The sequence below is a fragment of the Sphingomonas alpina genome (assembly GCF_014490665.1).
Taxonomy (GTDB): domain Bacteria; phylum Pseudomonadota; class Alphaproteobacteria; order Sphingomonadales; family Sphingomonadaceae; genus Sphingomonas; species Sphingomonas alpina.
Genome location: NZ_CP061038.1, coordinates 4,692,668 through 4,705,489, shown reverse-complemented (window position 1 = coordinate 4,705,489; position 12,822 = coordinate 4,692,668). Strand labels below are relative to the sequence as shown.

Here is a 12,822-nt window from a genome sequence, read left to right as displayed (position 1 = left end):
CTTCCTTATGCCGGCATCCGCATCAGCGATGCGGCGCTCGAATCCATGTCCTTGGCTTCCTTCATCAGGTTGGCCTGGACCTCATAGGCGCGCTGGTTCTCGATCATGTCGACCAGCGCCTGAGTCATGTTGACGTTCGATCCCTCAAGGGCACCGGACGCCACTTTCCCTTCCATATCCTCGGGCAGCACGCCGCCGCCCTTCACATGGAGAAGGTTGTCGAGACCCTTGACGGTCACCGACCCTTTGGTGCTGACCAGCTTGAGCTTGTCGATCACCTGCGGGTTGTTGGCGTCGCCGCCGATCGGCACGATCGAGATCGTACCGTCCGAGGCGATCGTCATCGATTGGGCGGGCGGCATGGTGATCGGGCCATTCGCCCCCATCACCGGAAAGCCGTCACCGGTTTCGAGCACGCCGGTCGGTGCGATCTGCAGATCGCCGCGCCGCGTATAGGCTTCGGTGCCATCTGGCGCCTGGACGGTCAGCCAGGAATCGCCGGAGACGGCGATATCGAGCGGTCGGCCGGTCTGCATCACCGTGCCGGCGCGCCGGTCGGCATCGACCACCTGCTCCGACGCGGCGGTGCGCGTTTCGAAGCCGGGGCCGTTGACCGACAGCCGGTCGAACACCACGCGATCGGAGCGGAACCCGATCGTCGAGGCATTCGCGATATTGTTCGCGATCGCCGCCTGCGACGCCATATGCGCCTTGAGGCTCGATGCCGCGGTGTAGACCAGCTTGTCCATTCAGGATGTCCTGTCCGTGCCTGAGTTCAGCTGCGAATGTTGAAGATCGTCTGCGAGATCTGATTGGCGGTATCGAGCGCCTTGGCATTCGCCTGGAAATTGCGCTGTGCCGCGATCAGGCCGACCAGTTCCTCGGTCACATCCACGTTGGAGCCCTCGATCGTGCCAGACATCAGCGAACCGAAGCCATTGTCGTTGGCGCTGCCCAGCTTTGCCTCGCCGGAAATGCCGCTCGCCGACCAATAGCTGTTGCCGTTCTGGCGCAGGCCGGCCGGATTGGTGAAATTGGCCAGGGCGACCTTGCCGAGCGCCACCGTGTCGCCATTCGAGAAGCTGGCGGTGACCACGCCGGATTCATTGACCGAGACGCCGGACAATTCGCCGACGGTCGCGCCGTTCTGGCTGCGGCCCATCACCGCAAAGGCGCTGGGCTTTTGCGACGAACCGGCAAGATCGAGCGAGAGCGGCTGTGCCGCGCCGCCCGATGACGGGGTAAACGGATCATAGGCGATCGGCGCAGTCGGCGCGGTCATCGTGCCGTTCGCGTCGAAGGTGACATGAACCGGCGCGGACGATCCACCGACGGTCAGCGGCTGATTGCCGACATAGGAGTGGACCGACCAGCTCGTCGCGGAATCGCGGACATAATAGTTGGTCATCGTCATCGCCTTGCCGGCCGAATCGTAGATCGTCGTCGAGGTCGAGTTGTTATAGGTCGATGCGTTGAGCGGATCGAACGTGCCGGTCGGGACCTGCGCGTTGGAATAGAGATTGACGTCGAGCGTGACCTTCGAGGTTGCAGCCGGTGTGCCGCTGGTTTCGGGCAGACGCAGATTGACCATGCCGTCACTGCCGGTCGCCGTGACCTTGCCATCGGCGTCGACCGGATAGACCTGCAACGCGCTACCCTGGGCATCGACGACATTATGCGTTGCCGGATCGACCTGGAAACTGCCGTTGCGCGTATAGGCGACTGCCGAACTGATCCCGTTGGTCTTGACCGCGAAAAAGCCGTCGCCGCTGATCGCGAGATCGAGCGAGGAGCCGGTGGTCTTCAGATTGCCTTCGGTGAATTGCTGGCGATTGCCCTTCACGACGGTGCCCGACCCGACAAGCTTGGTCGGATCCGCGCTCAGGCTGGAGGCGATCACGTCGGCAAAGTCGGTCCGGCTCTTCTTGAAGCCATTGGTCGCCACGTTGGCGAGGTTGTGCGAGATGGTCGACATCTCGGTCTGGGCCGCCTGCAAACCACTGAGCGAAGTGTAAAAGGACATTGCGATACTCCTGATTTAACGGATTCAGCCGATCTGGCGGACGGCAGTGATGGGAACCTGGCCAATGCCGGGCAGGGTCAGAATGGGGTTGCCGGAGGACGGCATCGAGACCGCGGCGACCGGCGCCCAGACGAGCGAGCGGCTGGTGACCGCGACATTGTCCTTGGCGGCGCTGACGACGACCTTGAACGGGCCGGCGCCGGCGTCCACGCCGGCCTCGGTCTTGCCGTCCCAGTCGTAATTGACCGTGCCCTTGGACTGCGCGCCGAGCTGCAGCGTCTTCAGCACCTGGCCGTTCGCATCCTGGATCGAAACGTTGACGTTGGTTGCATCGCCATCAAGCTCGACCGCGCCGGCGATGCCGCCGGCGGTACGGCCAAAGGCGACATTGCCCTCGGTCAGCACGGTGCGGCCGACAAAAGCGAGCGCGTCGCTCTTGCTGGTGCCGGCAAGCTTGTCGGAGATCGCCTTCAGCGTCGTGTTCATCTCGCTGATGCCGGCAACCGACGAGAATTGCGCCATCTGGGCGACCATCTGCGTGTTGTCGACCGGCGAGAAGGGATCCTGGTTCTTCAGCTGCGCCGTCATCAGCTTGAGGAAATCGCTCTGCCCAAGCGTCGGCGACGAGGCGGCCGCATTATTGGCCTTGCTGTTGGTCGTCCGGTTGATGCCGAGATTGTTCAGCGTGGTATCGAAACTGCTCATGATCAGCGGCCCAGTTTGAGGGTATCGAGGATCAGCGACTTTGCCGTCTGCATCACCTCGACATTGTTTTGGTAGCCGCGTGCAGTCTCCATCATGTCGACCAGCTCACGGGTTTCATCGACCGCGCTTTCCCAGACATTGCCGTCCTTGTCGGCCATCGGGTGCGACGGGTCATAGCGTTTGGTGGGGGCTTCCCCGGCATTGACGATGCTCTCGACATTGACCGTGGCGAGCCCCGTCGCCTTGTCATATTCGGTGCGGAACACCGGCTTGATCGTGCGATAGGCACCGGCCTCGCTCGAGGCGATCGACCCGGCATTGGCCAGGTTCGACGCAGTGGTGTTCATGCGCACGAGCTGCGCCGACATCGCCTTGCCGGCGACCTGGAAAATGGTGAGCGGGTTATCGGCCATGACTTATTCTCCCCGCAGCGCGCGCGTGATCGTGCTGATGCGTCCGTTCAGGAACGAGAGCGTGGTCTGATACTGGACCGCGTTTTCCGCGAAGGCGGTCTGCTCGGTCGATAGTTCGACCGTGTTGCCGTCGATCGACGGCTGCATCGGATTGCGGTAGCGCACGGCGCCGCTCATCCCGTTGGCGGAGAGCCCCCCGGACCCTCCGCCGCCTGGAGCGCAACCTGGAAATCCAGGTCCTTCGCCTTGAAACCCGGCGTGGAGGCGTTTGCGATGTTCGAGGCAAGCAGCCCCATGCGTTGCGAACGCACCTGGAGCGCTGCTCCATGAACCCCGAAAAGATTGTTCTCGTTCACCGTATCGGTCTCCGCACCTTGTTGTGCGCGAAGAGCTAAGCAATGGCCGTGCCAAGTGATGGCTGAGGTGGTGCCGGGGCGACAGAGCGGCAGAGCGGCGGCAGGCAAAGCGGCAAGACGTTGCCGGTCGGCGGCAAGGATTGCCGCCCGATCGCGCCGACCGGCAAGCCTGGCATCGCCGGAATGAAACTGGCCCACCCCTTGCAATACCCGCGTCGATGACATCCGCACCCACCCTCGCCCATATGCTGGGCCCGTTCCTCGATCCCACCGCGATCGCCCTGGTGGTCGGCGGCACGCTGATCGCTGTCGTGCTGCGCACTTCGCTCCGCGATCTGGCCGGCGCGGCCGGGGCATTGGGCAGTTTGGTCCGCCGCCGCTTCGATGCGACGCCGCTGCTCGACCAGATCGCCGCACTTGGCCGGATCGCGCGCCGTCACGGCGTGATGGCGCTCGACCGATCGGTGATCGCCGACCCCGATGTCGCTGCCGCGGTTGCCGCGATCGTCGACGGCGCCGGGCCGGACGAGGTTGCGACGATCATCCAGCATTGCAGGCGGGCGCGGATCGAGAAGCAGCTTGGCGCGGTCGAGGTCTGGACCGGTATGGCGGATGTCGCGCCGGCGATGGGCATGATCGGTACGCTGATCGGCCTGGTCGCGATGTTCACCCGGATGACCGACCCGAGCGCGATCGGCGCAGCGATGGCGATCGCGTTGCTCGCCACGCTTTATGGCGCGATCATCGCCAATCTGGTCGCGGCCCCGATCGCTACCCGCCTCAAGCGCCGCACGCGGATCGAGGCGTTCGAACGCACCCGCCTGGAGGGCCCGCTGGTCGCGCTCGCCGCGCGTGAACGCCCGCGCACCGCCGCGCTGACGAACGTCGCCGACCTGGTGAGCGTGGCATGACGATCGACGATTTCCCCGAAGAGACGCCGGGCCGGCCCATCTGGCTGATGACGCTCGCCGACCTGGCACTGCTGCTGGTCGGCTTCTTCGTGTTCGTGCAGGCCGCCCAGCATCTCGACCAGAAGGCGCTCGCCAAGGGCATTCGCGACGGCTTCGGCGCGCCTGCCATAGCGCCTATCGCAGCCACGGCCGAACCGATGCCGGTCGCTGCCGCAGCGATGCTCAACTTCGCGCCCGGTTCGGCCGCCCTGCCCGCATCGCCCGCCGGCCTGATCGCCTGGGCGCGCGAAGTGACCCGCGATCCGCGCGTCACGCTGAAGATCAGCGGCGGCAGCGACGGCAGCGCGATCGATGTCGATGCGGATACCGGCAGCGGCGCCGTACTGGCTGCCGACCGCGCCCGCACAGTGGCTGCCGCACTGGCCCGCGCGAAGATCGTCGCGCCCGGCCGCATGACCATCGTCAACACCACCACCGCCAATCGCCGATCGGTCGTCGTGACCCTCGGCTTTGCCGGCAACCGGCAATGATTGGCCGGCCGGCAACCGGTTTCTGCCGCTTTGGAGAAAAAGCCATGTCCCGTTCGCTCCTTCCCGCATTGCTGTCGACACTGGTGATCGCGGCTCCCGCGATCGCCGCGCCCGGCTTTCAGGACACCGCCTCGCTCGACCGCGCGGTCGCCGCCTTTACCGGGCGCGGGATCGGCGACGAGGGCGGCGCACGCAGCCTGGTCGATACGCGACTCAAGCTCGCGCAGTGCCCGACCGTGTCGCTGTCGTGGCGTTCCGAGGCGCATGACGCCGTGGTGGTGACCTGCACAGGCCCGGACTGGCGCCTGTTCGTGCCGGTCCGCTTTACCCCGACCGAGCCACGCAAGACACCGCAAGCGGTCGCTGCGGCCGTGCCCGCAATCAAGGCCGAAGCCGTGATCAAGCGCGGCGACCCGGTGACGATCGAAGCCGGATCGCCGGGCTTTTCGATCACTCGCGAAGGGATCGCTGCCGGCGATGCGGCACCGGGCGCGCGCTTCCTGGTCAAGATCGACGGCGGCCGGGCACCGGTCCAGGCGGTGGCGGTGGCGAGCGGTCGCGCGACCCTTCCCGGCTGGTCCGAATAATTTTCGTAAAGGTTTGGCGGATGCGGTCGTTTATCCCTGTGTGGCATGACCCGGAAAGGGGTGAACATGGTGGATCCGCTAGGCGTAAAGCCTGTCCAGACCAGCGATCGCGGGGTTGCCCCGGTCGCGCGCGTCGTCGCGCCCGCCGCCGTTCAGAAGCCGACCGGACCGGAAGCGGAAGCCGTCAGCCAATCCTCGCTGGCGGTCGCCGCGAAGGAGTTCTCCGCCAAGCCACCGATCGACCCGGAGCGCATCGCGCGGATCCGCAAGGCGATCGCCGAGGGGCATTTCCCGATCTATCCCGCGCAGATCGCCGACCGGCTGATCGCGGCCAAATTCGAATGGACCCGCAATGACCCGGCGTGACGCCCTGATCGGCGTGATCGATTCGCTCCATGTCGAAATCGCCGCGCTGAAGGCGAACGATATCGATGCACTGGAACGCGCCACCCAGGCAAAGCTTGCCGGGCTCGAGACGATTGCCGCGATGGGCACAGCGCCGGTCGGTCCGGAATTGCGCGAGCTGGCCGAGGAAGCCAACCGCCTCAACGAGACGTGCCGCATCTATGTCAACCTGATGGCGGCAAATGTTCGCCGCCGCCTGCAAGTTTTGACCGGTGATGCCGGTGCCGGTTACCGCCCCACCGGCGGCATTTCCGTCTACGCCTAAGGGTGGTGCCCTGTCGTCTGTCGGCGACACCTAACTTACAGAAATGGCACGCTCCTTGCTGATGTGACCCTTGCATAAGGGCAATCAGCCGAGGACCGATGAGTTTCAATCCGTTCGCCATCGCCGGGAAGAGTTCGGGCGCGTCGGTCCAGTCGGCGATCGCCTCCGCGAGCCAGAAGACCGGGATCGATTTCAATTACCTGATGGGTCAGGCGCAGCTTGAAAGCGGCATGCGCACCAATGCGCGCGCCAGCACGTCGAGCGCATCGGGTCTGTATCAGTTCATCGACCAGAGCTGGCTGCGCGTGATGAAGCAGCATGGTGCCGAACATGGCCTGGGCTGGGCCGCCGACAGCATCAAGACCGCCAGCAACGGCCGCATGACGGTGAGCGATCCGACCATGCGCCGCGCGATCCTCAATTTGCGCAACGACCCGCAGACCGCTTCGCTGATGGCAGCCGAGCATGCGTCCGACAACAAGGATGCGATCGAACAGTCGCTGGGCCGCGACGCGACCGGCACCGACCTTTACATGGCGCACTTCCTGGGCCTGGGCGGGGCACGCTCGTTCCTCGGAGCGATGGAGACCAATCCGGGCCGCAGCGGCGCGAGCATGTTTCCCGCCGCCGCGCGCGCCAACCGCAACATCTTCTATGGCTCGAACGGCCAGCCGCGCTCGCTGGAGCAGATTTATAGCCGCTTCGCCGCCAAGCTCGACAAGGGTGCCAGCATCGCGACCGGCACGACCAGCAGCCGTGCAAGCGATGGCTTCGCGATGAACCCGGTGACGATGGCGTCGGCGATGGAGATCGACGGCGCGACAGTCATTCCGGGAGCGGGCGAAAGCGGCGACAATGCCGGCGCCTGGGCCAAGGCGACGCTCGACCAGATCAACGGCAGCGCCAGTCGCCAGACGCAGAGCGCGAGCCTGATGCGGCCGACACCGAACACAGCACGGCTCGCTTACATGATGCTCGCGAGCCTGGGGGCGTAACACATGGCCATTGCCCTCAAATCGCGCGGCGTGCTGCCGCTGCTGCGCAGCTCGGCCCTGCCGCTTGCGACGTTGCTGCTCGTCATCCTGATGGTCGTGCCGATCCCGACCTTCCTGCTCGACGTCTTCTTCATCATGAACATCGCGATCAGCCTTGCGGTGCTGATGGTCGCGCTCAATGCGCAGAAGCCGCTCGATTTTTCCGCCTTCCCGACCGTGCTGCTGTTCGCCACCCTGTTCCGGCTCGGCCTCAATGTCGCCTCGACCCGCGTCGTGCTGGGTCATGGGCATGAGGGCGAGGCGGCGGCCGGCCATGTCATCGAGGCGTTCGGCACCTTCGTGATCGGCGGCGACTATATCGTCGGCCTGTTCGTGTTCGCGATCCTGGTGATCATCAATATGATCGTGGTGACCAAGGGCGCGGGCCGCGTGTCGGAAGTGTCCGCGCGCTTCACCCTCGACGCCTTGCCCGGCAAGCAGATGGCGATCGACGCCGATCTCAATGCCGGCCTGATCACCCCGGAAGAGGCCAAGGCGCGCCGCGTCGAAGTGTCGACCGAGGCCGATTTCTATGGCTCGATGGACGGTTCGTCCAAGTTCGTGAAGGGCGACGCGGTCGCCGGTCTGCTGATCCTGTTCGCCAATATCGCCGGCGGCCTGATCTTGGGCCCCGTCAGCCATGGCATGTCGATCGGCGATGCGGCGCAGACCTATGTCCTGCTCGCGATCGGCGATGCGCTGGTCGCCCAGCTGCCGTCGCTGATCCTGTCGATCGCGGCCGCCGCGATCGTCACCCGCGTCACCTCGAGCCAGGATCTCGCCGGCCAGATCGGCGGCCAGTTCGCCTCCGCCCGTACCTGGACCCCGGTCGCGGTGATCCTCGGCCTGCTCGGCATCATGCCCGGCATGCCGCACTTCATCATCCTGCCCGCCGCCGGCATTGCCGGTTTCGCCGCCTGGAAACTCAACCAGCAGGCCAAGCGCCCCGCACCGGTCGAGGTCGTCGCCGCGGAGCCGGTCGACCAGTCCAAGATCGGGTGGGACGAGGTTTCGGATCATATGCAGGTCGTGCTCGACATCGGCTACGGCCTGGTGCCGCTGGTCGACGAGCGTCGCGGCAGCCCGTTGATGGGCCGCATCACCGGCGTCCGCCGCCAGCTGTCGAAGGAACTCGGCTTCGTCGTGCCGCAAGTCCGCGTGCGCGACGACATCAACCTGCCGCCCTTCGCCTATCGCATCAATGTCGGCGGCGTGACCGTCGGCGAGGACAGCGTCTCGCCCGACGAGATGCTCGCGCTCGACACCGGCCAGGCGGTCGGCTCGCTCAACGGCAAGCGCGCCAAGGATCCGACCTTCGGGCTCGACGCCGTGTGGATCGCACAGGGCGATGCCGATGCCGCGACCGGCGCCGGCTATCTCGTGGTCGATCCCGGAACGGTGGTCGCGACGCACCTCAACCATCAGCTCGGCGCGCATGCCGCGGAACTGCTCGGCCCCGATGAGGTGCAAAGCCTGCTCGACGGGCTGAAGGATCGCGCCGCCAATCTGGTCGCCGCACTCTCGCCCAATCCCTTGCCGCTGACCACGCTCACCCAGGTGCTGCGCGGCCTGCTCGCGGAGAATATACCGTTGAAGGAATTCCGCCGTATCGCCGCCGCGATCGCCGTCGCCGCGCAGAAGACGCCCGATGCCGACGAGATCATCGAGATGATCCGCCCCGAACTGGGCGGCCTGATCATCCAGAAATTGTGCGGCGTGCGTGAGCCGCTGCGTGTGATGACGCTGGAAGGGCAACTCGAAGGACTGCTCGGCCAGGCCGTGCGGTCCGATCCGTCGCGCCGCCACACGATCGAGCCCGATCTCGGCCGCCGCATCGTCGATGCGCTGCAGCGTGCCGCCGCGCCATTGGTCGCCGACGCCAAGCCGTTCGCGCTGGTCGTCCAGCCGGCGATCCGCGTCGCGATCCGCAAGCTGGTGCGCACGATATTGCCCGACACGCCGGTGATGAGCTTCTTCGAAGTGCCGGAGGAAAAGGCCGTCGAAGTGGTCGCCGTGATCGGCGCGCCGGAGGCACTGGCAGCATGAGCGCGCATCCCCTCCCCGCCGCCTTTGCCGACGCCGCACCCCTGACCTATGGCCGCAGCGGCGCCGCGCCCGATCTCGACAAGCTCGCGCGCAAGCATCTGCCGCTGGTCCGACGTATCGCCTGGCACGTCCATGGCAGCATGAGCAGCCTGGTCGAGGTCGAGGATTTGATCCAGATCGGCCTCGTTGCCCTGGTCGAGGCTGTCGGCGGCTTCGAGGATCGCGGCCAGGTGACGTTCGAGCAATATCTGGTGACGCGGGTGCGCGGGTCGATGATCGACGCGCTGCGCCGCCAGGCGACGTTGACGCGCGGCGCGATGCAACGCCGGCGTGCCTTCCAGGAAGCGATCAAGACACTGACGGCTGAAACCGGCCATGCGCCGACCGAGACACAGATTGCGGAGAAACTGGGCGTGACGATCGAAAAGCTCCGGATCGATTATGCGACCGCCGAACCGCTGCGTTTCGAGCCGATCGACGAAATCTATAGCGACGACAAGCCATGGTTCGCGAGCGACGACCCCGATGCGTTCGAACAGCTCGCCGAATCCGACCTGCGCGACACGCTGATCGCGGCAATCTCCGCACTACCCGAACGCGAGGCGCAGGTGGTGCAGCTCTATTATGTCGAGGAATTGAACCTCGAGGAGATCGGACTGGTGCTCGGCGTCGGTGCCGCGCGAATCTGCCAGATCAAGGCATCGGCGCATGCCCGGCTGAAGAAAGCGCTGGCGCGGCAGGTTTAGAGTCTCATCGGTCGGGGTGGAATCACCTTCCCCCGTTCGTGCTGAGCTTGTCGAAGCACCGTCCTTCTTCTTGTGTCGGAAAGAGAAGAACGGCCCTTCGACAAGCTCAGGGCGAACGGAGGGGGTGATTTTACTCACGCCGACGGTGCTTATGCGGATCGACAGGCGGCCATCCGACACGAGTCGCGGTTCCTTCGCACCGCTGTTTTCCGCTGTTATTCCGAGATAAAAAAACGCACCCCTGTTATGTTGGATATCGGCCGGCAATTTTTCCTAATTTTCCAATCGCTTGACCCGAACCACCCCTGTTCCGATAACAGGGGTGGAACAGCGCCATAACAGCGGTCAGCGACCGCTGTTATGGCGAGAACAGCGGCCCGCGAAACGCGCATTCTGATACAGTCATGTCAAAGAGCGGGACGGAATACGGCCAGTATTCCGTCCGCCGCCTCGCTGACATGACTGCGGTCATGGTTGAATCGATATCCTCCGGTAGATTCACTGCCGACACTGTTCCGTTCACCCCGGAGCGGCGATCAGCGCGTCCTTGCCGAGCCGCTCGGCAAGATAATCGACGAACACGCGCACCCGCGCCGGCATCTGCGCGCCGCCGATGAACAGGGCGTGGAATGCCTCCCGATCGCCCGGGTTGAACGCGTCGAGCAGGCTCACCAGCCGGCCGGCAGCGATATCCTCCGCGACATGGAAGGTGCCGACGCGGGCAATGCCGATCCCCTCGCGCGCACATTGCGCGACGGTCTCGCCATTATTCGCCTCGACATTGCCGGTCACCGCCAGCTCTACCTCCTCCTCCCCGATGCGGAACGGCCAGCCGATCTGGTGACGGCGGAAATTGAAGCCGATGCAATTATGCGCGAACAGGTCGTTCGGCGTCTTCGGGCAACCATGGCGCGCAAGATAGGCGGGCGACGCAACGATCGACCGCCCGCTGTCACCCAGCCGCCGCGCCATCAGAGTGCTGTCGGCGAGCGGCCCGATGCGAATCGCGACATCGGCGCGCTCCTCCACCAGATCGATAATCGTGTCGGTCAGGCTGAGATCGACCATGATGTCGGGATACAGTTCCAGAAACGGTCCAAGCAGCGGCACGATGGCCAGCCGGCCATGCACTAGCGTCGCGGTGACTCGTAACCGGCCGCGCGGCGACCCGCGATCGGCCGCAACCCGCTCGGCATCGTCGAGGTCACGCAGGATGCGTTGCGCGGCACGATGATACGCCTCGCCTTCAGCGGTCAGCGCCAGTGCGCGGGTGGTGCGCACGAACAGGCGCACGCCGAGCCGTGTCTCCAGCTTGGTTATCGTCCGGCTGATCGCCGAGGGCGTCAGGTCGAGCGCGCGTGCGGCGGCCGAGAAGCTGCCGCGTGTCACCACCTCGGCCACCACTTCCATTTCACCGGTGCGGTCGACCCATTCGCGTGCCATTTGTGCGCCTCATTCACAGATGCTTGCCGTACCGGCGCACTACAGCATGGATGGCCGAACCGCCATATGTGCCCGGTATCAGGGAGCCTTCCAACATGAAGATCAATCCACCCATTCTCGCGCTGGCGATCGGCGCTTTCGGCATTGGTGTGACCGAGTTCGCGCCGATGGGCCTGCTGTCGATCATGGCGACCGATCTGGGCGTGTCGATTCCGGTCGCCGGCCTGCTGGTCAGCGCCTATGCGCTTGGCGTGCTGTTGTGCGCGCCGCTGATGACGCTGACCACGACGCGGGTGCCGCGCAAGACTCTGCTGATCGCGCTGATGGGCATCTTCACCCTCGGCAACCTGCTCTCCGCTGTGGCCGATGGCTATGCGATGCTGATGGCGGCGCGGATCATCACCTCGATGACGCATGGCGCATTCTTCGGCGTCGGATCGATCGTCGCGGCGAGTGTCGTTCCGGACAATAAGCGCGCCGGCGCGGTCGCGGCGATGTTCATGGGCCTGACCATCGCCAATGTCGCCGGCGTGCCGGCCGCATCCTGGGTCGGCGAAGTCGCCGGATGGCGCACTGCCTTTTTCGGTATTGCCGGCCTCGGCGTCCTGGCGATGGCGGCTTTGTGGTTCGCGGTGCCCTATGCGAAAGTCTCCGAGGCAGCGGACATGCGCGCCGAACTGCGTGTCCTGCGCCGTCCCCAGGTGCTGACCGCACTTGCCCTGACGGTGATCGGATCGGGCGCCATGTTCACCGTATTCACCTATATCTCACCGATCCTGCGCGAAGAGACGCATGCCTCGGTCGCCTTCATCACCGCCATGCTCATGGTGTACGGCATCGGCCTGACCGTCGGGAACTGGCTCGGCGGGCGCTATGCCGACCGCTCGATCGACGGCACCTTGCTCATCGTGCTGAGCGCGCTGACCGCTTTGCTGCTGCTGTTCGCGGTCACGATGCACTGGCCGGTGCCGGCCGCGCTGTCGATCTTCGCCTGGGGCGTCGCGACCTTCGCCCTGGTGCCGCCGCTGCAGATGCGGGTGATGGCGGCCGCATCGGACGCACCCAATCTGGCCAGTGCGATGAACATCGGCGCCTTCAATCTCGGCAATGCGCTGGGTGCCGCGATCGGCGGCGCCGTGATCAGCCTCGGCCTGGGCTATGTCGCCGTGTCGATCGCCGGCGCAATCGTCGCCGGTTCGGCGCTCGCCCTGGCGATCGCGACTAGAGGCCAGAGCATCTCCACCGCCAAGCCCGTCCCCTGCACGACCTGATGCCAAAAACCCCGGCGGTCTTGCGACCACCGGGGTTTTCAGTTGCTCCACCCGTTTCCGGGAGGAGCCCGGTCGGCGCCGACACCC

At 65.4% G+C, this 12,822-nt stretch carries 14 protein-coding genes and 1 pseudogene; 9 read left to right on the top strand and 6 right to left on the bottom strand.

From position 1 onward, the window contains the following. Positions 1 to 5: 5 nt before the first annotated feature. The 5 genes and pseudogenes from H3Z74_RS22155 to flgB form a co-directional block, all read right to left on the bottom strand. Entirely contained in the window at positions 6 to 749 is a 744-nt protein-coding gene (locus H3Z74_RS22155; RefSeq protein WP_187761650.1) for a flagellar basal body rod protein FlgF, read from the bottom strand. A gap of 26 nt (positions 750 to 775) precedes the next feature. After that, on the bottom strand, positions 776 to 2,023 hold the full coding sequence (locus H3Z74_RS22150) for a flagellar hook protein FlgE (RefSeq protein ID WP_187761649.1): 1,248 nt from the start codon (positions 2,021 to 2,023) through the stop codon (positions 776 to 778). Between the two features lie 24 nt (positions 2,024 to 2,047). Next, positions 2,048 to 2,728 (bottom strand): flagellar hook assembly protein FlgD, encoded by a 681-nt coding sequence (locus H3Z74_RS22145; RefSeq protein WP_315443523.1) that lies wholly within the window; start codon positions 2,726 to 2,728, stop codon positions 2,048 to 2,050. A gap of 2 nt (positions 2,729 to 2,730) precedes the next feature. Continuing rightward, a complete protein-coding gene (flgC, locus tag H3Z74_RS22140) occupies positions 2,731 to 3,141 on the bottom strand; it encodes a flagellar basal body rod protein FlgC (protein ID WP_034157941.1) in 411 nt (136 codons plus the stop codon). Between the two features lie 3 nt (positions 3,142 to 3,144). Beyond that, positions 3,145 to 3,437: pseudogene (gene flgB, locus H3Z74_RS24525) on the bottom strand (flagellar basal body rod protein FlgB). 278 nt (positions 3,438 to 3,715) lie between these two features. On the opposite strand from flgB, the gene H3Z74_RS22130 reads away from it, so the two are divergent. The 8 genes from H3Z74_RS22130 to H3Z74_RS22095 all read left to right on the top strand — a co-directional run bounded on the left by H3Z74_RS22130 (position 3,716) and on the right by H3Z74_RS22095 (position 10,021). Continuing rightward, entirely contained in the window at positions 3,716 to 4,408 is a 693-nt protein-coding gene (locus H3Z74_RS22130; protein ID WP_229726731.1) for a motility protein A, read from the top strand. After that, entirely contained in the window at positions 4,405 to 4,938 is a 534-nt protein-coding gene (locus H3Z74_RS22125; RefSeq protein ID WP_187761648.1) for a flagellar motor protein MotB, read from the top strand. The genes H3Z74_RS22130 and H3Z74_RS22125 overlap by 4 nt, the downstream gene beginning before the upstream one ends. Before the next feature lie 44 nt (positions 4,939 to 4,982). After that, entirely contained in the window at positions 4,983 to 5,525 is a 543-nt protein-coding gene (locus H3Z74_RS22120) for a flagella basal body P-ring formation protein FlgA (protein ID WP_187761647.1), read from the top strand. A gap of 66 nt (positions 5,526 to 5,591) precedes the next feature. After that, positions 5,592 to 5,891, top strand: coding sequence for a flagellar biosynthesis anti-sigma factor FlgM (flgM, locus tag H3Z74_RS22115; RefSeq protein WP_187761646.1), 300 nt, complete (start codon positions 5,592 to 5,594; stop codon positions 5,889 to 5,891). Further along, positions 5,878 to 6,195, top strand: a complete 318-nt coding sequence (locus H3Z74_RS22110) for a flagellar protein FlgN (RefSeq protein WP_187761645.1) — start codon at positions 5,878 to 5,880, stop codon at positions 6,193 to 6,195. Before flgM ends, H3Z74_RS22110 begins: the two co-directional genes overlap by 14 nt. Before the next feature lie 98 nt (positions 6,196 to 6,293). Then, positions 6,294 to 7,190: a lytic transglycosylase domain-containing protein gene (locus H3Z74_RS22105; protein WP_187761644.1), complete on the top strand. Its 897-nt coding sequence runs from the start codon at positions 6,294 to 6,296 to the stop codon at positions 7,188 to 7,190. A 3-nt stretch (positions 7,191 to 7,193) separates the two neighbouring features. Next, positions 7,194 to 9,275, top strand: coding sequence for a flagellar biosynthesis protein FlhA (gene flhA, locus H3Z74_RS22100; RefSeq protein WP_187761643.1), 2,082 nt, complete (start codon positions 7,194 to 7,196; stop codon positions 9,273 to 9,275). Next, on the top strand, positions 9,272 to 10,021 hold the full coding sequence (locus tag H3Z74_RS22095) for a sigma-70 family RNA polymerase sigma factor (RefSeq protein WP_187761642.1): 750 nt from the start codon (positions 9,272 to 9,274) through the stop codon (positions 10,019 to 10,021). The genes flhA and H3Z74_RS22095 overlap by 4 nt, the downstream gene beginning before the upstream one ends. Before the next feature lie 519 nt (positions 10,022 to 10,540). Here the strand turns inward: H3Z74_RS22095 and H3Z74_RS22090 are convergent. Next, a complete protein-coding gene (locus H3Z74_RS22090) occupies positions 10,541 to 11,464 on the bottom strand; it encodes a LysR family transcriptional regulator (RefSeq protein WP_187761641.1) in 924 nt (307 codons plus the stop codon). Between the two features lie 95 nt (positions 11,465 to 11,559). Between H3Z74_RS22090 and H3Z74_RS22085 the strand changes: the two genes are divergently transcribed. After that, positions 11,560 to 12,735, top strand: coding sequence for an MFS transporter (locus tag H3Z74_RS22085; RefSeq protein WP_187761640.1), 1,176 nt, complete (start codon positions 11,560 to 11,562; stop codon positions 12,733 to 12,735). The last annotated feature ends 87 nt before the right edge of the window (positions 12,736 to 12,822 follow it).